Origin of the sequence: Kosakonia cowanii JCM 10956 = DSM 18146 (assembly GCF_001975225.1) — a bacterium.
Taxonomy (GTDB): Bacteria; Pseudomonadota; Gammaproteobacteria; order Enterobacterales; family Enterobacteriaceae; genus Kosakonia; species Kosakonia cowanii.
Genome location: NZ_CP019445.1, coordinates 3203098 through 3228730 on the forward strand (window position 1 = coordinate 3203098; position 25633 = coordinate 3228730).

Consider the following 25633-nt stretch of genomic DNA (forward strand, 5'->3'; position numbering starts at 1 on the left):
GAGCAGCTTTGCGCTGCTCCTGCACATTGTTAACCGAGCAGATGCGCGGCGGTGAGCTGCTGCAAGCTGTCGAGTTTGACATTCGCCAGCACATAGCGCGGATCGGCACGATGCTCCTCATCGGGCACCACAATCGAACGCATGCGCGCCGCCTTGCTGGCAATCATCCCATTCACGGAGTCCTCCAGCGCCACGCAGGCTAAAGGATCGACACCGAGCTTCGCCGCACAATCGAGATAAACCTGCGGGTGCGGCTTGCTGTAAGGCAGGCTCTCGGCAGAGGCCAGCGCATCGAAGCTGTCACGCAGGTCGAACATCGCCAGCACTTTTTCGAGCATATGCAGCGGCGAGGCGGAAGCCAGCCCGACACGCAGGCCGTTCGCTTTGCATAGTGCCAGCGCTTCACGCACGCCCGGCAGCAGCGGGCGCTCTGCTTCTACCAGCGCGATTGCGCGCTCAATGATTCGTGCCGTCACCTCCTGGCGGGATGGGCCGCTCCACGGCTGTTGCGCATACCATAAATCAACCACCATATCGATGCGCAGGCCCAGCGTATCAGGCAGCTCGCCGCGGCGCGTGATGTCGACGCCGAGGCTTGAGATCACCTCAAGTTCAGCGCGATCCCACAGCGGTTCCGAGTCAATTAATAAACCATCCATATCAAAAATTGCTGCAACTGTTTGGCGCGGGGCAGACATAACACCTCTCCGGTTAGCGAAATTAAACAGGGTGAAGGTAGTGAGTATGGCAATGCGTTCACCCTGGCGTCTTTAAAAATCAGGCGAAAATAGTTATCAGCAGGTAGACTAAGGCACAAACAGTGCGTCAACAACAAGGGGAATCCATGACGTATCAACAAGCTGGACGCATCGCCGTACTGAAACGCGTTCTGGGTTGGGTGATTTTTATTCCGGCCGTTATTTCGACCGTTATTTCGATCCTGAAGTTTATGTATGAGCATAGCGATAAACAGCCCGGTATTAATGCCGTGATGCTTGATTTCGCCCACGTGATGATTGAGATGATGCGGTTCAATACGCCATTCCTCAATCTCTTCTGGTACAACTCGCCGACGCCCCATTTTCAGCAGGGAACGAACGTTCTCTTCTGGATTATCTTCGCGCTGATCTTTATTGGCCTGGCTTTACAGGCTTCCGGTGCGCGCATGAGCCGCCAGGCACGCTTTGTGCGTGAAGGGGTAGAAAACCAGCTGATCCTCGAAAAAGCCAAAGGCGACGAGGGGCTGACCCGCGAGCAGATCGAAGCGCGCATTAACGTGCCAAACCACACCATTTTCCTGCAGATTTTCCCGCTCTACGTACTGCCGGCCATTATCATCGTGGCGGGGTACTTCTTCTTTAAGCTGCTCGGCTTTCTGTAAAGTTACAGCGCCCGATAGCATTCGCGATCGGGCTTCTTAGCCTTTCACTTTTACGCGGCCAATACCCGATCCAGCGCCTTCTGTGCATTCATCAAATGTTCACCGCCGAAGAGAATGGCGCGGTTGAAGAGGGTATAAAGCTGGTAAATCGGTTGGCGGTCGAGAAAGTCGGGCGGGAGCGGGGAGATAGACTGGTAACCGTCGTAGATCTGCGGTGGCTGATTCGGATGGAGCGGCAGCATCGCCAGATCGCACTCTCTGTCGCCCCAGTAGCACGCGGGATCGTAAATATAGGGGCCATCCGGGCCAAGAGCGCAGTTGGCGGACCAGAGATCGCCATGCAGTAAAGAGGCCTGCGGCTGGTGGCCAGCTAACCGCTGCTGAACATGTTCAACAATTGCATCGATATTGCCGAACTGCAGCCCTTTCTCCGCCGCCAACTCAAGCTGCCAGCCGATACGCTGCTCGGCGAAAAAGGTCGACCAGCGGCGCTGCCAGGCGTTCGGCTGTGGCGTCGTGGAGAGATCGTTATCAAAGTCGAGACCAAACTGCGGCTGATCGCTCCACTGATGGAGCCGGGCAAGCTGCTGCCCCAGCAAAAATGCGCTATGCACATCCAGCGGGCGGGCGTGGAGATACTCCATGACCAGGAAGCTGTAGTCGCGGTCGCTGCCGACCGCCCACACCTCAGGAACCCGTACCGTATTGCTGCGCGCCAGCAGCGCCAGCTGATCGGCTTCGGCAGTGAAGATGGGAAGCAGGGCGCGTTCATCACATTTAACGAAACAGTCGCGTCCTGCGTAACGTATGCGCCATGCAGCGTGAATTTCGCCGCCCGGTAGCTCATCGCGTTGTTCAATTTCGCCTTCACCCAGTTGCTCGCTTAACAGACCACTTATCGCTTGCCACATGATATTTCTCCCATGTAATCAGCCAGATCATTAGGTTAGCGCACTAAAGCTGTGAAAAAATTCGACTTAACGCACACCAGGCGCACGCACGGCGCAGGATGGCACTTATTGCTCTTGTTGCCGCCACGTTTCCCAGGTGGAAACTGTGACATCGGATTTTCGCCCGACGGCGCTTTCCGCCAGGCCGCTGGCGAGATCATGAACCTCTTGCTCATTTAAGGCGCTAATCAGGCCGAAGGTGTTGGTGCCCAGATCGTGCACCTTGCCATCGTCGTCCGCCATGGTGATAAGAAAGCCCGCAAGTGTAAAGTGGTTATTCAGCTCATTAATATCCGTTAGCGTCTCATCGTGAAATTTCACCGTGACGACGTAGCGGGTGATGCCATCGCTACTCATATTTCACCTCATTGTTAATGCAAATTTTTTTAGCATAGTCGGCGACGACTATTTGTCGACCATAGCCAGCGACTCTCGCTGCGTTAACGCGCTTAAGCACCGCGTAAGTAGTCGTAGATCTTTTGCGTATCTTCACTGGCACACAGGCGCGTACCCTGATTGATGGTTGCCGCGCTGCCAGCTGCGACGCCAAAGCGCACCATATCGTCGAGCGGGGCATCTTCGGCAAGCTTAAGGGTCATGGCACCGACCATGCTGTCACCCGCACCAACGGTGCTCTGGCTTTTCATCGGCGGCGGCACAACCTGTACATGGCCCTGCTGATCCACCCCTAGTGCCCCTTGCGGCCCAAGCGAAACCACTACGCGGCGCGCTTTGCCGCTGTTAATGATCTCCTGTGCGGCACGCAACACGTCATGGGGCTGATTAAGCGGTCGGCCAACCAGCGCGCTAAGCTCTTTCTGGTTGGGTTTGACCAGTTCGATATTGCCAATCTCCAGCGCAGCGGCCAGTGCGTCGCCTGAGCTATCAATAATGCAGCGGATCCCCTGTTTTTGCGCAACGGTAATCAACTGCGTCAGCTTTTCGAGTTGTACACCAGGCGGAAGACTGCCGCTGATGACCAGAATTGCGCCGCTCTCTATCGTCAGCACTTTCTCTTCTATCTGGCGGAACTCATCTTCGCTGAGGGCGGCGCCGGGCATCACAAAGCGATACTGCTCGCCGCTCGCCTCAACGTGCACATGCAGGTTCTGTCGCGTCCAGTCGGCGGTCTGCACGCAGAGGGTCGGGACATGCTCATCGGCGAGCAGGGCAGTCAGGTGTTCACCGGTTGCGCCGCCCGCCGGGAAAATCGCGGTGGCTTTGCCGCCGAGGTGGGCAATGGCGCGGGCAACATTAATGCCGCCGCCACCCGGTTCAAAAACCGGCGAGGTGCAACGGAGTTTTCCTTCCGGATAAATTTGCGGCGTTATTGTCGCGCTATCGAGGGATGGCGCGAGCGTCAGCGTATAAATCGATACCATATTGACCTCCTGTTACGTAGGGTGCAGTAAGCCTGGCACAATTTACAGCGAAGGGAAAGTAAATAACAGTATGATTTTAAATACGATATTATTTTTACGGTGATATTTCGGAATCTATAACAATTATTCTGAGATCTCTCTTATTCAAAAAATCAAATAAGATTTCATTGATATGTTTAAGCGGTCTTTTTATAATTTGTTACCTTTCTGCGGACCGTTGGTCATTGATCCATAAGAAAGTTTCCGGGACCGTGTTGGTCTCATTTACTGTACGGATTTAAAAAAAATGAAGCTTTTTAAGACAGTACCCGCGCTGGTTATGGCTGCGGGCGTGCTTGCGTCGATGAATGCTGTCGCAGATGATACCGTTTTTACTGTCATGGATGACCCCGCCTCCGCGAAAAAACCATTTGAAGGTAATGTTAACGGTGGCTATCTCGGTCAGTCAGGCAACACAAAGAGTTCCTCTTTGACGGCTGACTCTACCCTGACATGGTATGGCGATTCTACGGCCTGGTCCCTGTGGGGCAACGCCAGTAATACCTCGTCTAACGACGAACGTTCTTCCGAGAAGTATGCTGTTGGTGGTCGTAGCCGTTATAACATGACTGACTACGACTACCTGTTCGGCCAGGCGAGCTGGTTGACCGATCGCTACAACGGCTACCACGCCCGTGACATCGCTACTGCCGGTTATGGTCGTCAGTTCCTGAATGGCCCGGTTCACAGCTTCCGTCTTGAATTCGGTCCGGGTGTACGTTATGACAAGTACACTAACGGCGATACCAAAACGACGGCGCTGGGCTATGCGTCTGGCACGTACGCGTGGCAGTTCTCTGACAATGCGAAATTTACCCAGGGCGTTTCGGTGTTTGGTGCGGACGATACCACCGTCAACTCCGAAACCGCGCTGAATGTGGCGATTAACTCCCACTTCGCGTTGAAAGTTGCCTATAACGTGACCTGGAACTCCGAGCCGCCATCATCGGCACCGGATCATACCGATCGCAGAACGTCGATTACCTTAGGGTATTCAATTTAACTGGACGGGCCGGATTACCCGGCCCGTTTTTATTTACACTCAGTGCGCAATTGGCCGGTTAATTTTATATAAGTCCGCTGCTGCACTTTCTCTCCACATTTCCGCTTTGAGAAACATATTCAGTTTATTTGACACGAACGGCTAAATAAATTGACTGGGAAAAAGTGTGATCCAGATCTACAATTCTTGCTGTGGGCACGCTGCTGCCCGGCCAGTTAAATCTATTTCAGCAAGAGAATTTAATCATGAAAACAATCACAACAACCGCCGCCGCGCTGGTTATTTCTGCGCTCTCTTTCAGCGCATTCGCGGCACAGCCTGCACAATCTACTAATCACATCACCAGCATCGAAGCGGGTTCAAACATGATTCCCGGCACGCATGCCGTAAAAGGTACTAATGACGCTGCTTTTAATGCGCATACGCTGGTAGCCGGTGGATGGGAATAAAGATTATTCTTAGCCGTTTCATCTGCTTAATTTAAAAACCGGATTATGTGGTACCGGTTTTTAAATTTGGCAATACAGGCTTAATAATGAGTTGATTCTGAAAAGTTATTTGCAAAAAGTGCGCTAATAATGCTTATCTCTGGTTGCGTTAAATCTCAGAGTATTAGCTACGCAGGAGTGAGAGAATATTCTCCGCCGCCTGGTTCGCCACTTTTAGCACGGCGTCCTGACCCTGCTGTAACAGCTGCGCTTTAGCCATCTTGCTCGCTTCCAGCGCGTAATCTGCATCTTCTATCCGGCTCTTTGCCGCCTGCGTGGCGACACTCTGCTGCGCCAGCACCGATTTGTTTGATTCAAAACGATTAATAAAAGCGCCATATTGTGCGCGGTAACCGCTCACTTTCTCCAGCGCCTGGTCGAGTTTGCCCATCGCCTTACCAGCAGTGGTTTCTGACAGCAGATCCGTGCCGGTTAAGCCAAGGGATTTAACATCCGCAGGCGTGGTCGGAATGGTCGTTGACTTGATCTCATCCCCGACAGTGGCGCTGGTCACCACTTCCCAGGGCCTGCTCTGCTTAGGCGGCTCTTTCGGCGTAATCGTCGGTTTTGGCAGCTCGCCCCAGGTCAGGTTGCTGGTAAAGGAGCCGCTCCCCACGACCATAACAACAAGATCTTCAGTGACATTATCAATCGTTAATCGCTCAAGGCGGTTCGCACCATTGCTGCCGTCATTGTAGGCCGCACCGGACTCATACCGATCGCCATCACCACTGTATTTGATGGTCATGCCATTGTAGGGGAGTGTCGAGCTGCCATTTAATGCCCAGGAAGAGCCTCCTTCAATCAGCAGCGAGTCATCGTAAGCGGCACCACTCTTGAAGCCGTTCGATGCAGTCAATACGCGGCTGGTTGCTTTTGCGGAATCGGTGATGCCGCGGCTTTTCCAGGTGTAATCCGGGTCGCTGCCGTTAATCGGCGTGCCCGCCAGATGTTTACCGTCACGCGTAAAGAGCTGGATATCGTCATCTAACCCCAGCGAGTCGATGGTCAACGTAATATTTTCCGCCCCCGCCGGGATATAGGCCAGCGAGACGATCCCAGAACTGAAGGAGTAGTCCGTCCCGCTCACCGGAAATTTAGTACTCAGCGGCGGAACATCGCCGATAAGCGCTGGCGGAAGTTCCGGTGCGTCCGTTGCCAGCGGATAGGAGCCGAAAATCTCGGTGCCTTCGGAAATCGACTGAATGGTATCCAGAATGCTTTGATACTCATTCTGTATGCTGCGTCTGTCGCTTTCGGAAAGCGTGCTATTGCCAGCCTGGATAGCCAGGCTTTTAGCGCGAATCAGCCGTTCGCTAATGGTATTCAGGCCACCATCGGCGGTCTGTGCCATGCTGATGGCATCATCAAGCCCGCGGGAAACCACGGTGTCTGCGTTGCTGTTTGAGCGCATACGATTGGCGATGGCCTGTCCTGCCGCATCGTCTTTTGCGCCATTGATTCGAAAGCCTGACGATAAACGCTCAATTGACTCCTGTAGAGTCGATGAGGTCGTTTTTCGAACCGTCAGGTTCAATCCCGTCATCTCGTTGTAATTGATCGCTTGCATTACCGTCGCTATATCATTCAAACCACGAATGCTCTATTTATCGGCAACAGTAGTGAGTTTCTTTAAGGTAAATCGATAAGGAAATTTAACTTTGTGCAACTGTATAAAAAACAAGTGCTTTTACATTTCCGCTATAGATTTGCTGTGTTGTGGCACACTTACAGGCAACGGGTGTAAGGATAGATTGCGTTTTACTCAAGGCTTTCTAATGAAAAAAGTGGGGCGATATGGGCAAGTTGAATGATGCGGCGTTATACGATGAGATGTGCCGGGTGGTGGGCAAGGTGGTGCTTGAGATGCGTGACCTGGGACAGGAGCCTAAGCATATTGTTATTGCGGGTGTGGTAAGAACCATGCTGGCTAATCAGAGAATCAAACGTACCGAACTGACAGAGGCGGCGATGGAAGAGGTGATTCGCGCTCTGGGTTTCGATGCCTGAGGCGGGTTCCAACAGGGCACGCATTGCTGCGTGCCCGGGAGAAGCGAAAGCCCTAGCGTCGTTTTCTCGGTGAAACCGGAAGGGTTTGTGAATATTTCACTTTACTGTGTTTGTAGAAGGCAAAAATAACAATAGCAATCAGCAGGATGATGGCTAAGATATAAACTATTACCATGTTTTATCAGTGGGTTAGGGGTTAATGGGAAGCCAAATAGACTGCTTCCACCCCTGTTGTGTCAAGATGTAAACGAAAAATCAGATAATACCTTCTTTGCGCCAGCGTCGTTGAATGGCGACCCACTCCCCATTAGAGCCGGAAAAGGGCGCAAAAACGATCCGCGTCACACTAGCCCTTTCAACAGAGAGTGCAAATGTGTACTATTGTCGGGTACTTAACAGCAGCGGGTAAGGGTAAAGTGCGGTCATCACCGTTCGATACATATTCCGCAGAGTGAAGCGAGAAAACTTATCTAAGCGGCTGTTATATCTTTGAAATCTCATTTTGCATGTGCTCTTTCGTGTGGCGCACCACTGCAAATTAAGGAAATGAAATGCCTGTAATTACGCTTCCTGATGGCAGTCAACGCCATTATGACCACGCCGTAAGTCCCCTGGATGTCGCGCTTGATATTGGCCCTGGCCTGGCGAAAGCCTGCATTGCCGGACGCGTCAACGGTGAACTGGTCGATGCTTCAGATATCATCGACAGTGATGCAAACCTTGCTATTATCACCGCAAAAGATGAGGAAGGACTGGAGATTATCCGTCACTCCTGTGCGCATCTGTTGGGCCATGCGATCAAGCAGCTGTGGCCGCACACCAAAATGGCGATTGGTCCGGTTATCGACAACGGCTTCTATTATGACGTTGATCTCGACCACACCCTGACTCAGGAAGATATCGACGCGCTCGAAAAACGTATGCACGAGCTCGCCGAATCCAACTATGACGTTATCAAGAAGAAAGTGAGCTGGCAGGAAGCGCGTGAAACGTTTGTCGCACGCGGTGAAAACTACAAAGTCTCCATTCTTGATGAAAATATTGCCCATGATGATAAGCCTGGCTTGTATCATCATGAAGAATACGTCGATATGTGCCGTGGTCCGCACGTACCGAATATGCGTTTCTGCCACCATTTCAAACTGATGAAAACGGCGGGTGCTTACTGGCGCGGCGACAGCAACAACAAGATGCTGCAGCGCATTTACGGCACCGCATGGGCAGATAAAAAAGCGCTTAACGCCTATCTGCTGCGTCTGGAAGAAGCCGCAAAACGCGACCACCGTAAAATCGGCAAGCAGCTTGACCTGTACCATATGCAGGAAGAAGCGCCGGGTATGGTATTCTGGCACAACGATGGCTGGACCATTTTCCGTGAACTGGAAACGTTTGTACGCTCTAAGCTCAAAGCGTATCAGTATCAGGAAGTGAAAGGCCCGTTTATGATGGACCGTGTGCTGTGGGAAAAAACCGGCCACTGGGACAACTACAAAGATGCTATGTTTACGACCTCTTCGGAGAATCGTGAGTACTGCATCAAACCGATGAACTGCCCGGGACATGTGCAGATTTTCAACCAGGGGTTGAAATCCTACCGCGACCTGCCGCTGCGTATGGCGGAGTTCGGTAGCTGCCATCGTAATGAACCATCGGGTGCGTTGCACGGTCTGATGCGTGTGCGCGGCTTTACGCAAGATGATGCGCACATCTTCTGTACGGAAGAGCAGGTTCGCGATGAAGTGAACGCCTGCATCCGTATGGTCTACGATATGTACAGCACGTTTGGCTTCGAAAAGATCGTTGTCAAACTCTCCACCCGTCCCGAGAAACGTATCGGTAGTGACGAGATGTGGGATCGTGCTGAGGCGGATCTGGCAGTTGCGCTGGAAGAGAACAATATCCCATTTGAATATCAGCTGGGTGAAGGCGCATTCTACGGTCCGAAAATTGAATTTACCCTTTATGACTGCCTCGATCGTGCATGGCAGTGCGGAACGGTACAGCTGGACTTCTCCCTGCCGGCTCGTCTGAACGCCTCTTATGTGGGCGAAAGCAACGAGCGTCAGGTTCCAGTTATGATTCACCGCGCAATTCTTGGGTCACTGGAGCGCTTTATCGGCATCCTGACTGAAGAGTTCGCAGGCTTCTTCCCAACCTGGCTTGCGCCGGTGCAGGTAGTGGTCATGAACATCACTGATTCACAGTCTGAATACGTCAACGAATTGACAGAGAAACTGCAAAATGCAGGCATTCGTGTAAAAGCAGACTTGAGAAACGAGAAGATAGGCTTTAAAATCCGCGAGCACACTTTACGTCGTGTCCCTTATATGCTTGTTTGTGGTGACAAAGAGGTTGAAGCCAGCAAAGTTGCTGTGCGTACCCGTCGCGGTAAAGACCTGGGTAGCCTTGACGTAAATGAAGTTATCGAGAAGCTGCAACAAGAGATTCGCAGCCGCAGTCTTAAACAACTGGAGGAATAAGGTATTAAAGGCGGAAAACGAGTTCAAACGGCGCGTCCCAATCGTATTAATGGCGAGATCCGCGCCCTGGAAGTTCGCTTAACTGGTCTGGAAGGCGAGCAGCTTGGTATTGTGAGTCTGCGAGAAGCTCTGGAAAAAGCTGAAGAAGCCGGGGTTGATTTAGTTGAAATTAGCCCTAACGCCGAGCCGCCCGTTTGCCGTATAATGGACTACGGCAAGTTCCTCTATGAAAAGAGCAAATCTTCTAAGGAACAGAAGAAGAAGCAAAAAGTTATTCAGGTCAAGGAAATCAAATTCCGACCTGGTACAGATGAAGGCGACTATCAGGTAAAACTCCGCAGCCTGATTCGCTTTCTTGAAGAGGGCGATAAGGCCAAGATCACACTGCGTTTCCGCGGTCGTGAGATGGCCCACCAACAGATCGGTATGGAAGTGCTTAACCGCGTGAAAGAAGATCTGGTCGAACTGGCAGTTGTCGAATCCTTCCCTACGAAGATCGAAGGCCGCCAGATGATTATGGTGCTTGCTCCTAAGAAGAAACAGTAAGGCCATCAAGTAATTAAACCTGTGGGCCTCGTGCTCGCGGGTTTAGTTCGCCTTTGTTTCGTTTATTAACAATGCGAAGTGGAAATTGAAAAATGCCAAAGATCAAAACCGTACGCGGTGCTGCTAAGCGCTTCAAAAAAACCGGTAAAGGTGGTTTTAAGCACAAGCATGCTAACCTGCGTCATATTCTGACCAAAAAAGCTACCAAGCGTAAACGTCACCTGCGTCCGAAAGCCATGGTTTCTAAAGGCGATCTGGGCCTGGTCATCGCGTGCCTGCCGTACGCATAAGTCGTTAACCTTTTAACTTTTTAATTAGAATATACAGGAGAGCATATGGCTCGCGTAAAACGTGGTGTGATTGCACGTGCACGTCATAAGAAAATTTTGAAACAAGCTAAAGGCTACTACGGCGCGCGTTCACGCGTTTACCGTGTTGCCTTCCAGGCTGTTATCAAAGCTGGTCAGTACGCTTATCGTGACCGTCGTCAGAAAAAGCGTCAGTTCCGTCAGCTGTGGATTGCACGTATCAACGCAGCAGCACGTCAGAACGGTATTTCTTACAGCAAATTCATCAACGGCCTGAAAAAAGCCTCTGTTGAAATTGACCGTAAGATCCTGGCTGACATCGCCGTATTCGACAAAGTGGCATTCTCTGCCCTGGTTGAAAAAGCGAAAGCAGCTCTGGCGTAAGCCAGTTTAAGAGAGGGAGCCTGGCTCCCTCTTTTGCTTTAACAGTATCAATACATTGACTTTTTGCCGTGATGCGTTTTCAATAGCCCATCGTCGCCACGTAGCCAATTAAGGTAATGCAAGCATGAATGCTGCTATTTTCCGCTTCTTTTTTTACTTTAGCACCTGAATCCAGGGGGCTTGCGCGTGAAAGAAGAAACGGAAAACAGCGCCAGAAAGCCTCCCTTGTGGAGGCTTTTTTTGTATCTGCCGCGTGTAAATATCGTCATATAACGAGGAAAACCATGTCACATCTCGCAGAGCTGGTTGCCAGTGCGAAGGCAGCCATTAACGATGCCTCAGATGTCGCCGCACTGGACAACGTACGCGTCGAATATTTGGGTAAGAAAGGTCATCTGACCCTTCAGATGACCACCCTGCGTGAGCTGCCGCCAGAAGAGCGCCCGGCTGCCGGAGCGGTAATCAACGAAGCGAAAGAGCAGGTTCAGCAAGCGCTGAACGCGCGCAAAAACGATCTCGAAAGCGCTGCGCTGAATGCCCGCCTCGCCGCAGAGACCATCGATGTCTCCCTGCCGGGCCGTCGTATTGAAAATGGCGGTCTGCACCCGGTGACGCGTACCATCGATCGCATCGAGAGCTTCTTTGGCGAGCTGGGCTTTACCGTCGCTACCGGGCCGGAGATCGAAGACGATTACCACAACTTTGACGCGCTGAACATTCCGGGTCACCACCCGGCGCGTGCCGATCACGACACCTTCTGGTTCGACGCCACGCGCCTGCTGCGTACGCAGACCTCAGGCGTGCAGATCCGCACCATGGAGCACCAGCAGCCGCCGATCCGCATTATTGCCCCGGGCCGCGTCTACCGTAACGACTACGATCAGACCCACACTCCGATGTTCCATCAGATGGAAGGGCTGATCGTTGATAAAAACATCAGCTTTACCAACCTGAAAGGGACGCTGCACGACTTCCTGCGTAACTTCTTTGAAGAGGATCTGCAAATCCGCTTCCGTCCCTCCTACTTCCCGTTCACCGAACCTTCCGCCGAAGTGGATGTGATGGGCAAAAACGGTAAATGGCTGGAAGTGCTGGGTTGCGGCATGGTTCACCCGAATGTGCTGCGTAACGTTGGCATCGACCCGGAAATCTACTCCGGCTTCGCGTTTGGCATGGGGATGGAGCGTCTCACCATGCTGCGCTACGGTGTGACAGATCTGCGCGCATTCTTCGAAAACGATTTGCGTTTCCTCAAACAGTTTAAATAAGGGCAGGCGAAACAATGAAATTCAGTGAACTGTGGTTACGCGAATGGGTGAACCCAGCGGTTGATAGCGAAGCGCTCTCCGGGCAGATCACCATGGCCGGCCTGGAAGTGGACGGCGTTGAACCGGTAGCCGGTGCGTTTCATGGTGTAGTGGTTGGCGAAGTGATGGAGTGCGCTCAGCACCCGAACGCCGACAAACTGCGCGTAACAAAAGTGAATGTGGGCGGCGATCGCCTGCTGGATATCGTCTGCGGCGCGCCAAACTGCCGTCTCGGTCTCAAAGTGGCCGTAGCGACCGTCGGCGCGGTATTGCCGGGCGATTTCAAAATTAAAGCGGCGAAACTGCGCGGCGAACCCTCTGAAGGGATGCTCTGCTCCTTCTCCGAACTCGGTATTTCCGACGATCACAACGGCATTATTGAACTGCCGGCAGATGCGCCGATCGGCACTGATATTCGTGAATACCTGAAGCTTGACGACAACACTATCGAAATCAGCGTCACGCCAAACCGCGCCGACTGCCTGGGCATTATCGGTGTTGCTCGCGACGTTGCGGTGTTGAATAAATCCCCGCTGAACGAGCCAGAAATCGCGCCGGTTGCTGCCACCATTAACGATACGTTGCCGATCGCTGTGGAAGCGAAAGAGGCCTGTCCGCGCTACCTGGGCCGACTGGTCAAAGGTATCAACGTCAGCGCGCCGACGCCGCTGTGGATGAAAGAGAAGCTGCGTCGCTGCGGCATTCGTTCAATCGATGCGGTAGTCGATGTCACTAACTATGTTCTGCTTGAGCTCGGCCAGCCGATGCACGCTTTTGACAGCGATCGCCTGGAAGGCGGCATCGTGGTGCGTATGGCGAAAGAGAGCGAAACGCTGGTGCTGCTCGACGGCAACGAAGCGAAGCTGAGCACCGACACGCTGGTCATAGCTGACCAGAAAAACGCGCTGGCAATGGGCGGTATCTTCGGCGGCGAGCATTCAGGTGTAAACAGCGAAACGAAAAACGTTCTGCTGGAGTGTGCTTTCTTCAACCCGCTCTCCATTACCGGTCGCGCGCGTCGTCACGGTCTGCACACTGATGCTTCTCACCGCTACGAGCGCGGCGTCGATCCGCAACTGCAGTATAAAGCGATGGAGCGCGCCACGCGCCTGCTGCTGGATATTTGCGGCGGTGAAGCGGGCCCGGTCATTGACGTGACTAATGAAGCGTCTTTGCCGAAACGCGCCACCATCCGTCTGCGTCGCAGCAAGCTGGATCGCCTGATTGGTCATCACATTGCCGATGAGCAGGTGAGCGATATTCTGACCCGCCTTGGCTGCGAAGTCACCGCAGGCCAGGATGAGTGGCTGGCGGTCGCGCCGAGCTGGCGTTTCGATATGGAGATCGAAGAGGACCTGGTGGAAGAGGTTGCCCGTGTTTACGGTTACAACAATATTCCTGACGAGCCGGTACAGGCCGGGCTGATCATGGGCGAACATCGCGAAGCCAACTTGTCCCTTAAGCGAGTGAAAACTATGCTTAATGACAAAGGCTACCAGGAAGTGATCACCTACAGCTTCGTTGATCCGAAATTGCAGCAGTTGATCCACCCTGGCGAAGAAGCGCTGGTGCTGCCAAGCCCGATCTCCAGCGAAATGTCAGTAATGCGCCTCTCGCTGTGGACCGGTCTGTTGGGCACCATTGTCTACAACCAGAACCGTCAGCAGAGCCGTGTGCGTATTTTCGAAACCGGTCTGCGTTTTGTGCCGGATACCCAGGCGAACCTCGGCATCCGTCAGGATGTGATGCTGGCGGGTGCTATCTGCGGTAACCGTTATGAAGAGCACTGGGACCTGGCGAAAAACAGCGTTGATTTCTTCGATCTGAAAGGCGATCTGGAGTCTGTGCTGGAGCTGACCGGCAAAACAGGCGCTATTGAGTTCCGCGCTGAGACCAATCCGGCGCTGCATCCGGGTCAATCTGCCGCGATTTATCTGAAAGATAAGCGCATTGGCTTTATCGGCGTGGTGCATCCGGAGCTGGAGCGTAAGCTTGATCTGAATGGCCGCACGCTGGTGTTTGAACTGGAGTGGAATGCCCTCGCAGACCGCGCCGTGCCTCAGGCTCAGGAGATTTCTCGCTTCCCGGCGAACCGCCGCGACATCGCTGTTGTGGTCAATGAAAATGTACCCGCAGCAGATGTTTTGGCTGAATGTAAGAAAGTTGGCGCAAATCAGGTAGTTGGCGTAAACTTGTTTGACGTGTACCGCGGTAAGGGCGTCGTGGAAGGGTCGAAAAGCCTTGCCATCAGTCTGATCCTTCAGGATACCGGCCGTACACTCGAAGAAGAGGAGATTGCCGCTACCGTTGCCAGATGTGTAGAGGCATTAAAAGAGCGATTCCAGGCATCATTGAGGGATTGAACCTATGGCGCTTACAAAAGCTGAAATGTCAGAATATCTGTTTGATAAGCTTGGGCTTAGCAAACGGGATGCAAAAGAGCTGGTAGAGCTGTTTTTCGAAGAGATCCGTCGTGCTCTGGAAAATGGTGAGCAGGTCAAACTCTCCGGCTTCGGCAACTTTGATTTGCGTGACAAGAATCAACGTCCGGGTCGTAATCCAAAAACCGGCGAAGATATTCCCATTACAGCACGGCGCGTGGTGACCTTCAGACCCGGCCAGAAGTTAAAGAGCCGCGTCGAAAACGCTTCGCCCAAAGCTGAATGATTTTGCATTAACCAAAAAGGCCGCCTCGCGGCCTTTTTTCTTTTCAGCATCCGCTATCCCTCTTAGAATCAGTCACCTGGCTGATGAGTAAACGTGAAACCATGCTGGCATACGCCCATCTTCAACAGCAACGCAACCGCCGCTGGCTCGGCGCGCTGGCGCTGCTTTTACTGCTTGCGCTCACCATAAGTCTTTGCGCAGGCGAGCAGTGGATAGCCCCCAATCGCTGGTTCACCCCTGAGGGCGAGCTTTTTGTCTGGCAGATACGCTTACCGCGTACCCTCGCCGTGTTGCTGGTCGGTGCCGCGCTGGCGCTGTGTGGTGCCACCATGCAGGCGCTGTTTGAAAACCCTTTGGCAGAGCCTGGGCTGCTTGGCGTCTCAAGCGGCGCGGGCGTAGGCCTGGTTGCGGCAGTGTTTATCGGTGGCGGGATGTTGCCCGACTGGGCACTCGGTCTCTGTGCCATTGCAGGCGCATTGATGGTTACGCTTATCCTGCTGCGCTTTGCGCGCCGCCATCTTTCCACCAGCCGCTTACTGCTGGCCGGTGTTGCGCTCGGCATTATCTGCACCGCCTTAATGACCTGGGCGGTCTACTTCTCCACCTCGCTCGATTTACGCCAGTTGATGTACTGGATGATGGGCGGCTTCAGCGGCGTCGACTGGCAGCAGGGCTGGCTGATGGCAGCACTTCTGCCGGTGATGGTGTGGATCTGCCTGCAATCCACGGCACTGAACGTGTTAGCGCTGGGTGAAATCTCTGCCCGACAGCTCGGGTTGCCGCTCTGGTTATGGCGTAATCTGCTGGTGGCGGCTACCGGCTGGATGGTTGGCGTCAGCGTGGCGATTGCCGGGGCTATCGGCTTTATCGGGCTCGTGATCCCGCATATTTTGCGCTTATGTGGCTTAAGCGATCACCGCGTTCTGCTTCCGGGTTGCGCGCTGGCGGGCGCGGTTGCGTTGCTGTTTGCCGATATTGTCTCGCGCCTCGCGCTCAGCGCCGCAGAGCTGCCGATAGGTGTTGTTACATCGACACTAGGTGCGCCGGTGTTTATCTGGCTATTATTGAGGGTCGGGCGCTAAGCCCGGCAACCATCACATTCATTAAGGGGATGTTATGCAACAGAATATTCTGGATACCGAAGTCACCACCATTGATGGCGAAAAGCGCTCGCTCAGCGCCTGGCGCGGCAAGGTGCTTTTAGTGGTTAACGTCGCGTCAAAATGTGGCCTGACGCCGCAGTACGAGCAGCTGGAAAACCTGCAGAAGGCGTGGGAGGGGGAAGGCTTTAGCGTGCTGGGCTTCCCGTGCAACCAGTTCCTCGGGCAGGAGCCGGGCTCGGAAGAGGAGATCAAAACCTTCTGTAGCACCACCTATGGCGTCACCTTTCCGCTGTTCAGCAAGATCGACGTCAATGGCAACGCGCGCCATCCTCTTTATGAAAAATTGATTGCTGCCGCACCAACGGCGCTCGCACCGGCAGACAGCGAATTTTATGAGCGCATGGTAAGCAAAGGGCGCGCACCGCAGGCACCGGGCGATATCTTATGGAACTTCGAAAAGTTCCTGATTGGCCGCGACGGCCAGGTCATTCAGCGTTTTTCACCCGATATGACGCCGGACGATCCGCTGCTGGTCAACGCCATTAAGCAGGCCGTCTCGAAGTAATGCCGATGCTGATGCAGCTTCAAGAGGTTGCTGAGCCGGGCCGGCTGGCGCTGGTGAGCGTGTCGCTGCCTCCCGGGCAGATCGTGCATCTTGTCGGGCCGAATGGGGCAGGGAAGAGCACATTGCTCGCACGTATCGCCGGGCTTTCCGGCGGGCCGGGTAAAATCACCTTTGGCGGCCAACCGCTTGAGCAGTGGTCGGCGACGAGGCTGGCCAGGCATCGCGCCTACCTGGCGCAACAGCAGAGTGCGCCGTTTGCCATGCCTGTGTGGCACTACCTGTCGCTGCATCAGCCTGATAATAGCCAGCACGTTCTGCTGACCCACATTGCCGGTCAGCTTGGCCTGCAGGATAAGCTGGCGCGGGCAACCAACCAGCTCTCCGGCGGCGAATGGCAGCGGGTGCGGCTGGCGGCGGTGATTTTGCAGATCCACCCGCAGGGCAACGATCGCGGGCAGCTGTTGCTGCTGGATGAGCCGATGAACAGCCTTGATGTGGCGCAACAGGCGGCACTGGATGGGGTGATTGGCGAGCTGGTCAGCGCTGGCATTACGGTGGTGATGAGCAGCCACGATCTGAATCATACGCTGCGTCAGGCCCACCAGGTCTGGCTATTGCGTGAGGGAGAGTTGCTGGTGAGCGGCGCCAAAGCGGAGGTGATGACACCTGCGCATCTGGCTGACGCCTACGGCATGGCTTTCCAGCAGGTTGAGGTGGAAGGCCACCGAATGCTGATCCCGACCGTGTGACGCAATGGTGACTTGCCACAACTCGCGCTCCCACTGTAGATTAATCCGATAAAAAGAGATAACGAGGCGTATTGCAGAATGCGTATCTGGTTTTTACTGGCGGCAGCGCTTTTCCTTGCAGGATGTAGTTCTCATCGCGCCCCCCCGCCGAACCCACGGCTGTCGGACTCGATTACGGTGATCGCCAATCTGAACGATCAGCTGAGCGAATGGCGCGGCACGCCCTATCGCTATGGCGGCATGGCGCGTTCAGGCGTTGATTGCTCGGGCTTTGTGATGATGACGTTCCGCGACAAATTCGCGCTGCAGTTGCCACGTGAAACGCGCCAACAGGCGAAGCTCGGTACCGAAATCGACAAAGAGGATCTGCTGCCAGGCGATCTGGTGTTTTTCAAAACCGGCTCTGGCGAGAGCGGGCTGCATGTCGGCATCTACGACACCGATAACGCCTTTATTCATGCTTCAACCAGCCGGGGCGTGATGCGCTCTTCGCTGGATAATGTCTACTGGCGCAAAAATTTCTGGCAGGCGCGGCGTATCTGACGTGACATCGACAGACGGTGCAAAAAAAAGGGAGCGCGCGTAATGCAGGCCTCCCTTTTTTGTTTGTGGCAGCGGAACATTTTCATATAAACCAGGACGTTTCCACTAATTCGCTTTTTTTAAATTAATTATGATTGTTCGCGACTCACCGCCAGGGGCAGGAGAATGCGTGAGCAAACGAATAACAACGGAGGGGAGGGTAAAAAAATAGAACGGGAAAAAAATGAAGCCAATCTCATTAAAATCAGTAAATATGGAATATCGTCAGACAGGTTTGTTAACGCCGGATTTAACCCATAATGCGGGGCTGGCAAAATGATAGTTTCTCTCGATTACAGCTATCGCTCTGAGCTTTTATTACTGCCGGCAAGAGACGGTAACGGAGTGCTTCAGGGCGTCGAAATTATCGTTAACTTTGTTGGAAAGGACAGCACCGTCCGCGCCCCGACAGAGCTGGTCTTGCCACGCCTGACGACCGCTGAAAAAGTGACGCTGTTTACTGAGCAACTTGACCTCATTGAAGCCTGCCAGCTTTTTTTAATTCAGCATCACCTTACCGCCTGGATTAATATTTCGCCGGAAATAAGTGAGCTATTACTGACAGATGACACGCTGGCGGCACAGGTGAGAAAATTCCCGTGCCTCGAATTGGCTATCAATGAGAATTATCCAGATCTTAATAGCGGAAAAGAGAACAAAATTCTGTCTCTACTGGCGAAACAATATCCGCTGGTGCTGTGGAATTTCGGCGTGGGTACTGCGTCGACCAAAGCGGTATTTGATGGGCTGTTTAAACGGGTCATGCTGGATAAAAACTTTATTCACCAACGTTTATCTACGCTTGCCTTCGAACCCTTTATGCGCGCCATCATTTCGCAGGTTGAACCTTATTGCGATGCGGTGATGATTGCCGGCATTGATGATGAGCCATCGTATAAGCGCGCAAGGGCGTTTCAGTTCAGCGCCATGCAAGGCGCACTCTGGCCTGCGGTTAGCCCTGCGCAGCTGACGTCACTGGTCCATCCATAGCCCTTGTGTTGCCCGGTGTTTAAACACCGCATTAGGCACTACACTAAAAGGCTGGAGGATCTATGACCCTGACTTTTACCACTCGCTGGCGTGATGAACTGCCAGATTACTACACTGCGTTAACACCCACTCCGCTAAGCAATGCGCGCCTTATCTGGCGCAACGCCCCGCTGGCAGAAACCCTCGGCGTGCCCGAGGCGCTTTTTCACCCTGAATCCGGCGCTGGCATCTGGGGCGGCGAAACGTTGCTGCCCGGCATGTCGCCGCTGGCGCAGGTCTATAGCGGGCATCAGTTCGGTGTCTGGGCCGGGCAACTGGGCGACGGGCGCGGCATTCTGCTCGGTGAACAGCAAATGGCGGATGGTTCCACCCGCGACTGGCACCTGAAAGGGGCCGGGCTTACACCTTACTCGCGCATGGGCGATGGCCGCGCGGTGCTGCGTTCTACCATTCGCGAAAGTCTTGCCTCAGAAGCGATGCACTATCTCGGCATTCCCACCACCCGTGCGTTAAGCATTGTCACCAGCGACACACCGGTGATGCGCGAGACCCGCGAGCAGGGGGCGATGCTGATGCGTATCGCGGAAAGCCATGTCCGTTTCGGCCATTTCGAACACTTCTACTATCGTCGTCAGCCTGAAAAAGTGCGCGAGCTGGCCGATTTTGTCATTCGTCATCACTGGCCGCACCTGCAGGAGGAGCCTGACCGCTACGTCGCCTGGTTCCGCGATGTGGTACGGCGTACCGCCGTGATGATTGCCCGCTGGCAGGCGGTCGGTTTTGCCCACGGCGTGATGAACACTGACAATATGTCGATCCTCGGTTTGACGATGGACTACGGTCCTTATGGTTTTCTCGACGACTACAACCCGGCCTTTATCTGTAACCACTCTGACTACCAGGGGCGCTACAGTTTTGAAAATCAGCCGGTGGTGGCGCAGTGGAATCTGCAACGCCTGGCACAGACCCTGTCGCCGTTTATTGCTGTCGATGCCTTAAATGCGGCGCTGGATGAGTATCAGACAGAGCTGCTGACCGAGTATGGCAGCCTGATGCGCAGCAAGCTCGGCCTGTTTGTGTCGCAAGAGGGGGATAATGAGATCCTCAACGCGCTGTTTGCGCTGATGGCGCGGGAAGGAAGCGACTATACGCGCACCTTCCGCATGCTAAGCCACACTGAGCAGCAGAGTGCGGACTCGCCGCTGCGCGATGAGTTTATCGATCGCGGCGCGTTTGATAACTGGTTCGCCACCTATCGCCAGCGTCTACAGCAGGAAGGGATTGACGATGCGCAACGGCAGCAGCAGATGCAGAGCGTTAACCCGGCGGTGGTGTTGCGCAACTGGCTGGCGCAGCGCGCCATCGATGCGGCGGAGCAGGGCGACATGGCAGAGCTTGAAAGGCTGCATGAGATCCTGCGCCAGCCCTTTAGCGATCGCAGCGATGATTATGCCCGCCGTCCGCCGGACTGGGGCAAACGGCTGGAGGTAAGCTGCTCGAGCTAGTTCATTTGGTGAGGATCAGCTTGCCGGCATGGGTTTCGCGCAGCAAATAGCGCTGCCCGTTATGCTCAATCACAATACGGCGCTGTTCGCCGAGCAGCGCCTGGCTGGTGATATGCCGATCGTCGGCATGAATCTGATCCGGTTTTTCGTGCGGGCTGGTGGGCGTGGCGGAGCTATCCATAGACAAAGTCGCGCTTAACGGTAAATCAACAATGAGAATCATTATCGATAAACCGCGCAATGAGGCAAGTGCGTTTCAGGGAGATCGCGCCGATCCCCCTAAAATCTGTAGGTAACATCTGCCAGCATCGCAGAGTCGCGGGTTAGCCGCGCGTGGCGACGGCGGCGGCCAGTTTCTCCAGCAGCAGCACGCTGTCATCCCAGCCAAGGCACGGGTCGGTGATCGACTGACCATAGATGAGCGGCTGCCCGGCAACAATTTTTTGCGTTCCCTCTTTGAGGAAACTTTCTGCCATCACACCGGCAATGGCCGTTGAACCGTTGCGAATTTGCGCACAGATCTCATCACACACCTCAAGCTGGCGGCGATGCTGTTTCTGACAGTTGCCGTGGCTGAAATCGACCACCAGTTGCTCCGGCAGATCAAACTCGCGCAGCGTGTCGCAGGCGTTGGCGATATCCTGCGGGTAAAAGTTTGGCTGCTTGCCGCCGCGCATAATGATATGGCCCCACGGGTTCCCGCTGGTCTGGTAAACGGTCATCTGACCATCTTTGTCCGGTGACAGGAACATATGGCTGGCGCGGGAGGCGCGGATTGCATCCACGGCGATGCGGGTATTGCCATCGGTGCCGTTTTTAAAGCCCACCGGGCAGGAGAGCGCTGAGGCCATTTCTCGGTGGATCTGGCTTTCGGTGGTGCGCGCGCCGATGGCACCCCAGCTAATCAGATCGGCGATAAACTGGCCGGTCACCATATCAAGGAACTCGGTGGCGGTCGGCACACCCAGTTCGTTGACCTGCAAAAGCAGCCTGCGCGCCAGTTCGATACCGTGATTCACGCGATAGCTGCCATTCAAATCGGGATCGGAGATCAACCCCTTCCAGCCGACCACCGTGCGCGGTTTTTCAAAATAGGTGCGCATCACAATCTCTAACTGCGCCTCGTGCTGCGTGCGCAGAGCTTGCAGGCGGCGGGCATACTCCATCGCCGCATCCAGATCGTGAATAGAGCAGGGGCCGATAACCACCAGCAGGCGGCGATCTTCACCATTAAGGATTTTTTCGATACGCCGCCGCGAGGCCGTCACATGGGCGGCGACCTCCGGGCTGACAGGGTAGCGCTGTGCCAGCGCCGCAGGCGTCACCAGGCTATCAATACGCGCGGTGCGAAGTTCATCTGTTTTGTTCATTAACGATCTCGAAATTAGGGGCTTCAGCGGCAAAAGTGCCGGAAGTGATGCGCTCACCATAAACCAATCGCGGCTGAAAACAAGCCTGCTACGGGGCGCAACACATCAGTGGCAAGCATGATAGCGCAGAATGCATTCATGTACTAGCTTATTAGTACATGCGACGGCTTAATCCCATCATATCGAGCATCTTGGTGGCGATCTCCTCAACGGAGTAGTTGGTGCTGTTAAGGCAGGGGATTTGATGACGGCGGTAAAGCGCTTCCACTTCGGCCACCTCCATACGGCACTGGCGTAACGACGCGTAGCGGCTGTTTTCGCGGCGCTCTTCGCGGATGGCGGCTAGGCGCTCAGGATTAATGGTCAGACCAAAAAGTTTATGCTGTAACGGCTTGAGCGCGGCAGGCAGGCCGAGGTTATCCATATCATCCGCAATAAAGGGGTAGTTCGCGGCGCGAATACCAAACTGCATCGCCAGATAGAGGCTGGTGGGTGTTTTACCGCAGCGGGAGACGCCGAGCAAAATCACCTGCGCCTGGTCGAGGTTGCGCAACGAAATACCATCATCGTGCGCCAGCGTGTAATCAATGGCGGCGATACGCGCGTCATACTTGGTCAAATTTCCCGGCGTCAGGCCATGGGTACGATGGGCAATCGGCGTCGGATCAAGTTTTAATTCCTGCTGCAGCGGCGCCACCAGCGCCTGCACGATATCCTGACAGAACCCTTCGCATTGCAAAATAATGGCGCGGATTTCCGGCAACACAATCGAGTAGAAGACCAGCGGGCGATTGCCGGTCTGCTGATAGAGCGCATCTATCTGCTCCTTGACCGCACGGGCACGGCTCTCGGTTTCCACGAAGGGCAGGGTGATGCTGCTGACGGCAACCGGAAATTGCGACATCACCGCATGGCCTAATACTTCAGCGGTGATAGCGGTTCCATCGGAAATATAAAACACGTGACGATCGACTGCGTTGTCCATTAATCCCATCCTGAGTGTGATGCGCAATTATCTGAAAGCTTAAATTAAAAAGCCTGCCACTGCGTATAACCTTTATCTCATTTTAAAATGAAATGGCGTTTTTATTTTTGATGAACTCGAGGGATCATTTTTTAGCACTGTGGAATGCCGCAAACCCTTGGGTGTTGAGAATTAACCTGGTCACCATTTATTGATGGGTATCTGTCCGAAAAACCGCTAAGGCTAATTGCTTACACGATTCACCGTTTTTTCAACGCAATTTATTATGCCAGGATAAAAAACGCTGTAAGACGTTATGTACCCCTTCATATATCACAAAAGGATTGTCTCGATGTCCAACAATGGCTCGTCACCGCTGGTGCTTTGGTATGACCAACTCGGCATGAATGATGTAGACAGAGTTGGAGGCAAAAATGCCTCCCTGGGTGAAATGATTACTAATCTTTCCGGTATGGGCGTCTCCGTACCGAATGGATTTGCGACCACCGCCGACGCGTTTAATCAGTTCCTCGAACAGAGCGGTTTAAATCAGCGTATTTATGAACTGCTTGATAAAACCGACATCGACGACGTCTCCGAACTGGCGAAAGCCGGGACGCAGATCCGACAGTGGATTGTGGATACCCCGTTCCCGCCCGCGCTGGAACAGGCGGTACATGAAGCGTACGCCCAACTCTCCGCCGATGACGCAGAGGCCTCGTTTGCCGTGCGCTCCTCCGCCACCGCAGAAGATATGCCGGACGCCTCCTTTGCCGGTCAGCAAGAAACCTTCCTTAACGTGCAGGGCTACGACGCCGTGCTGGTGGCGATTAAGCATGTCTTCGCTTCCCTCTTTAACGATCGCGCCATCTCCTATCGCGTGCATCAGGGTTACGACCACCGTGGCGTGGCGCTCTCGGCTGGCGTGCAGCGCATGGTGCGCTCCGATCTCGCCTCCTCGGGCGTGATGTTCTCCATTGATACCGAATCCGGTTTCGACCAGGTAGTATTTATCACCTCTGCGTTTGGGCTGGGTGAAATGGTGGTGCAGGGCGCGGTCAACCCGGATGAGTTCTACGTGCATAAGCCGACGCTCGCCAACGATCGCCCGGCGATTGTGCGCCGCACCATGGGCTCGAAAAAAATCCGCATGGTCTACGCGCCGAATCAGGAGCATGGCAAGCAGGTGCAGATTGAAGATGTGCCGCAGGCCGAGCGCGATCGCTTCTCCTTAACCGACGAGGAAGTGCAGGCGCTGGCGAAACAGGCGGTGCAGATTGAAAAACATTACGGCCGGCCGATGGATATCGAGTGGGCGAAAGATGGTCACACCGGCAAGCTCTTTATCGTGCAGGCGCGTCCGGAAACCGTGCGCTCGCGCGGCCAGGTGATGGAGCGCTACACCCTGCATGCGCAGGGCAAGATCATCGCCGAAGGGCGCGCTATCGGCCACCGCATCGGCGCGGGCACGGTGAAAGTGATCCACGATATCAGCGAGATGAACCTGATTGAGCCTGGCGACGTGCTGGTCACCGACATGACCGACCCGGACTGGGAGCCGATCATGAAAAAGGCGGCGGCGATTGTCACCAACCGCGGCGGGCGCACCTGCCATGCGGCGATTATCGCCCGTGAGCTGGGTATTCCGGCGGTGGTCGGATGCGGCGATGCCACCGATCGCATCAAAACCGGCGAAAAAGTGACGGTCTCCTGTGCCGAAGGCGACACCGGCTATGTTTATGCCGAACTGCTCGATTTCAGCGTGAAAAGCTCAAGCGTTGACACCATGCCGAATCTGCCGCTGAAGATTATGATGAACGTCGGCAACCCGGATCGCGCCTTTGACTTCGCCTGTCTGCCAAACGAAGGCGTCGGGCTGGCGCGTCTCGAGTTTATTATCAACCGTATGATCGGCGTGCACCCGCGCGCGCTGCTGGAGTTTGACGACCAGGAGCCGAAGCTGCAAAACGAAATCCGCGAAATGATGAAGGGTTTCGATTCGCCGGTTGAGTTCTATATCGGTCGCCTGACGGAAGGGATCGCGACGCTCGGCGCAGCCTTCTGGCCGAAGCGCGTTATCGTGCGCCTCTCCGATTTCAAATCTAACGAATACGCTAACCTGGTGGGCGGCGAGCGCTACGAGCCGGAAGAGGAAAACCCGATGCTCGGCTTCCGTGGCGCGGGCCGTTATGTGGCAGATAGCTTCCGCGACTGCTTTGCGCTGGAGTGTGAAGCGGTAAAACGCGTGCGCAACGAGATGGGGCTGACCAACGTTGAGATTATGATCCCGTTTGTGCGCACCGTTGACCAGGCGAAAGCGGTGGTGGACGAGCTGGCACGCCAGGGGCTGAAACGCGGCGAGAACGGGCTGAAGATCATTATGATGTGCGAAATTCCGTCGAACGCGCTGCTGGCGGAGCAGTTCCTCGAGCACTTTGACGGCTTCTCCATCGGCTCAAACGACATGACCCAGCTGGCACTCGGCCTCGATCGTGACTCCGGCGTAGTGTCGGAGCTGTTTGACGAGCGTAACGATGCAGTGAAAGCGCTGCTGTCGATGGCCATTCGCGCGGCGAAAAAGCAGGGCAAATATGTCGGCATCTGCGGCCAGGGGCCGTCCGACCATGAGGATTTTGCCGCGTGGTTAATGGATGAGGGCATCGACAGTTTGTCGCTCAATCCGGATACGGTGGTGCAAACCTGGCTTAGTCTCGCCGAACTGAAAAAATAACGGCGAAAACAAAATCCCCGGCACAATGTCGGGGATTTTTTTATTTCAGCCGCGAATATGTGGCCGATCACAATAACTAAAAAACGTAAAAAGCCTGGCAATTATTGCAATTGTTCCGATGCTGCCTTC

General features: G+C 54.3%; 28 protein-coding genes and 1 other annotated feature. Of the genes, 20 read left to right on the forward strand and 8 right to left on the reverse strand.

What is annotated here, in order from left to right; translation table 11 throughout:
* Positions 1 to 29: 29 nt before the first annotated feature.
* Positions 30 to 698 (reverse strand): hexitol phosphatase HxpB, encoded by a 669-nt coding sequence (gene hxpB, locus BWI95_RS15115; protein WP_054802881.1) that lies wholly within the window; start codon positions 696 to 698, stop codon positions 30 to 32.
* A 146-nt stretch (positions 699 to 844) separates the two neighbouring features.
* Here hxpB and BWI95_RS15120 point away from each other — a divergent pair, with 146 nt between their 5' ends.
* Positions 845 to 1381 (forward strand): YniB family protein, encoded by a 537-nt coding sequence (locus BWI95_RS15120; RefSeq protein WP_076769749.1) that lies wholly within the window; start codon positions 845 to 847, stop codon positions 1379 to 1381.
* Between the two features lie 50 nt (positions 1382 to 1431).
* Here BWI95_RS15120 and BWI95_RS15125 read toward each other — a convergent pair whose 3' ends face one another.
* The 3 genes from BWI95_RS15125 to pfkB all read right to left on the reverse strand — a co-directional run bounded on the left by BWI95_RS15125 (position 1432) and on the right by pfkB (position 3713).
* Positions 1432 to 2292, reverse strand: coding sequence for a fructosamine kinase family protein (locus tag BWI95_RS15125; RefSeq protein WP_076769750.1), 861 nt, complete (start codon positions 2290 to 2292; stop codon positions 1432 to 1434).
* Positions 2293 to 2397: 105 nt separating this feature from the next.
* Entirely contained in the window at positions 2398 to 2688 is a 291-nt protein-coding gene (gene ghoS, locus BWI95_RS15130) for a type V toxin-antitoxin system endoribonuclease antitoxin GhoS (protein WP_054802880.1), read from the reverse strand.
* Between the two features lie 92 nt (positions 2689 to 2780).
* Positions 2781 to 3713, reverse strand: a complete 933-nt coding sequence (gene pfkB, locus BWI95_RS15135; RefSeq protein ID WP_054802879.1) for a 6-phosphofructokinase II — start codon at positions 3711 to 3713, stop codon at positions 2781 to 2783.
* A 286-nt stretch (positions 3714 to 3999) separates the two neighbouring features.
* On the opposite strand from pfkB, the gene BWI95_RS15140 reads away from it, so the two are divergent.
* Positions 4000 to 4755, forward strand: a complete 756-nt coding sequence (locus tag BWI95_RS15140; protein ID WP_076769751.1) for a DUF481 domain-containing protein — start codon at positions 4000 to 4002, stop codon at positions 4753 to 4755.
* Positions 4756 to 5000: 245 nt separating this feature from the next.
* The gene (locus BWI95_RS15145) at positions 5001 to 5204 is read left to right on the forward strand and encodes a hypothetical protein (protein ID WP_054802949.1); all 204 of its coding nucleotides are present in this window, start codon (positions 5001 to 5003) and stop codon (positions 5202 to 5204) included.
* 163 nt (positions 5205 to 5367) lie between these two features.
* On the opposite strand, the gene BWI95_RS15150 is transcribed toward BWI95_RS15145, so the two are convergent.
* Positions 5368 to 6813: a flagellin N-terminal helical domain-containing protein gene (locus tag BWI95_RS15150; RefSeq protein ID WP_054802878.1), complete on the reverse strand. Its 1446-nt coding sequence runs from the start codon at positions 6811 to 6813 to the stop codon at positions 5368 to 5370.
* A gap of 227 nt (positions 6814 to 7040) precedes the next feature.
* Between BWI95_RS15150 and fumD the strand changes: the two genes are divergently transcribed.
* From fumD to selO, 16 genes are all read left to right on the forward strand, one after another.
* Complete coding sequence (gene fumD / locus BWI95_RS15155; protein WP_042715883.1) at positions 7041 to 7253, forward strand: fumarate hydratase FumD; 213 nt, start codon at positions 7041 to 7043, stop codon at positions 7251 to 7253.
* Between the two features lie 551 nt (positions 7254 to 7804).
* Positions 7805 to 9733, forward strand: a complete 1929-nt coding sequence (gene thrS, locus BWI95_RS15160; RefSeq protein WP_076769752.1) for a threonine--tRNA ligase — start codon at positions 7805 to 7807, stop codon at positions 9731 to 9733.
* 3 nt (positions 9734 to 9736) lie between these two features.
* A complete protein-coding gene (infC, locus tag BWI95_RS15165) occupies positions 9737 to 10279 on the forward strand; it encodes a translation initiation factor IF-3 (protein ID WP_071789579.1) in 543 nt (180 codons plus the stop codon).
* Positions 10280 to 10371: 92 nt separating this feature from the next.
* Complete coding sequence (rpmI, locus tag BWI95_RS15170; protein WP_001124225.1) at positions 10372 to 10569, forward strand: 50S ribosomal protein L35; 198 nt, start codon at positions 10372 to 10374, stop codon at positions 10567 to 10569.
* 45 nt (positions 10570 to 10614) lie between these two features.
* On the forward strand, positions 10615 to 10971 hold the full coding sequence (gene rplT / locus BWI95_RS15175; RefSeq protein ID WP_007374646.1) for a 50S ribosomal protein L20: 357 nt from the start codon (positions 10615 to 10617) through the stop codon (positions 10969 to 10971).
* A gap of 119 nt (positions 10972 to 11090) precedes the next feature.
* Positions 11091 to 11215: a sequence feature (Phe leader region), on the forward strand.
* Positions 11096 to 11140 (forward strand): pheST operon leader peptide PheM, encoded by a 45-nt coding sequence (gene pheM, locus BWI95_RS23340; protein WP_001386830.1) that lies wholly within the window; start codon positions 11096 to 11098, stop codon positions 11138 to 11140. (Overlaps the previous feature by 45 nt.)
* A 40-nt stretch (positions 11216 to 11255) precedes the next feature.
* Positions 11256 to 12239, forward strand: a complete 984-nt coding sequence (gene pheS, locus BWI95_RS15185) for a phenylalanine--tRNA ligase subunit alpha (protein WP_023481633.1) — start codon at positions 11256 to 11258, stop codon at positions 12237 to 12239.
* A gap of 14 nt (positions 12240 to 12253) precedes the next feature.
* A complete protein-coding gene (gene pheT / locus BWI95_RS15190; protein ID WP_076769753.1) occupies positions 12254 to 14641 on the forward strand; it encodes a phenylalanine--tRNA ligase subunit beta in 2388 nt (795 codons plus the stop codon).
* A gap of 4 nt (positions 14642 to 14645) precedes the next feature.
* The gene (gene ihfA / locus BWI95_RS15195; RefSeq protein WP_006820203.1) at positions 14646 to 14945 is read left to right on the forward strand and encodes an integration host factor subunit alpha; all 300 of its coding nucleotides are present in this window, start codon (positions 14646 to 14648) and stop codon (positions 14943 to 14945) included.
* A 101-nt stretch (positions 14946 to 15046) separates the two neighbouring features.
* Complete coding sequence (gene btuC / locus BWI95_RS15200) at positions 15047 to 16027, forward strand: vitamin B12 ABC transporter permease BtuC (RefSeq protein WP_076770322.1); 981 nt, start codon at positions 15047 to 15049, stop codon at positions 16025 to 16027.
* Positions 16028 to 16061: 34 nt separating this feature from the next.
* On the forward strand, positions 16062 to 16613 hold the full coding sequence (locus tag BWI95_RS15205; protein WP_054802877.1) for a glutathione peroxidase: 552 nt from the start codon (positions 16062 to 16064) through the stop codon (positions 16611 to 16613).
* Positions 16613 to 17362: a vitamin B12 ABC transporter ATP-binding protein BtuD gene (gene btuD, locus BWI95_RS15210; RefSeq protein ID WP_076769754.1), complete on the forward strand. Its 750-nt coding sequence runs from the start codon at positions 16613 to 16615 to the stop codon at positions 17360 to 17362. The genes BWI95_RS15205 and btuD overlap by 1 nt, the downstream gene beginning before the upstream one ends.
* A 78-nt stretch (positions 17363 to 17440) precedes the next feature.
* Entirely contained in the window at positions 17441 to 17905 is a 465-nt protein-coding gene (locus BWI95_RS15215) for a C40 family peptidase (protein WP_042715841.1), read from the forward strand.
* A 165-nt stretch (positions 17906 to 18070) separates the two neighbouring features.
* Complete coding sequence (locus BWI95_RS23885) at positions 18071 to 18205, forward strand: hypothetical protein (protein ID WP_258185104.1); 135 nt, start codon at positions 18071 to 18073, stop codon at positions 18203 to 18205.
* 15 nt (positions 18206 to 18220) lie between these two features.
* On the forward strand, positions 18221 to 18934 hold the full coding sequence (locus tag BWI95_RS15220; RefSeq protein WP_054802875.1) for an EAL domain-containing protein: 714 nt from the start codon (positions 18221 to 18223) through the stop codon (positions 18932 to 18934).
* A gap of 62 nt (positions 18935 to 18996) precedes the next feature.
* Positions 18997 to 20439 (forward strand): protein adenylyltransferase SelO, encoded by a 1443-nt coding sequence (gene selO, locus BWI95_RS15225; RefSeq protein WP_076769755.1) that lies wholly within the window; start codon positions 18997 to 18999, stop codon positions 20437 to 20439.
* Between the two features lies 1 nt (position 20440).
* On the opposite strand, the gene hemP is transcribed toward selO, so the two are convergent.
* The 3 genes from hemP to ppsR all read right to left on the reverse strand — a co-directional run bounded on the left by hemP (position 20441) and on the right by ppsR (position 22794).
* Complete coding sequence (hemP, locus tag BWI95_RS15230; protein ID WP_054802874.1) at positions 20441 to 20662, reverse strand: hemin uptake protein HemP; 222 nt, start codon at positions 20660 to 20662, stop codon at positions 20441 to 20443.
* A gap of 100 nt (positions 20663 to 20762) precedes the next feature.
* The gene (gene aroH, locus BWI95_RS15235) at positions 20763 to 21809 is read right to left on the reverse strand and encodes a 3-deoxy-7-phosphoheptulonate synthase AroH (RefSeq protein WP_076769756.1); all 1047 of its coding nucleotides are present in this window, start codon (positions 21807 to 21809) and stop codon (positions 20763 to 20765) included.
* 151 nt (positions 21810 to 21960) lie between these two features.
* The gene (ppsR, locus tag BWI95_RS15240) at positions 21961 to 22794 is read right to left on the reverse strand and encodes a posphoenolpyruvate synthetase regulatory kinase/phosphorylase PpsR (protein ID WP_042718155.1); all 834 of its coding nucleotides are present in this window, start codon (positions 22792 to 22794) and stop codon (positions 21961 to 21963) included.
* A 331-nt stretch (positions 22795 to 23125) separates the two neighbouring features.
* Here ppsR and ppsA point away from each other — a divergent pair, with 331 nt between their 5' ends.
* Entirely contained in the window at positions 23126 to 25504 is a 2379-nt protein-coding gene (gene ppsA, locus BWI95_RS15245; RefSeq protein WP_076769757.1) for a phosphoenolpyruvate synthase, read from the forward strand.
* The last annotated feature ends 129 nt before the right edge of the window (positions 25505 to 25633 follow it).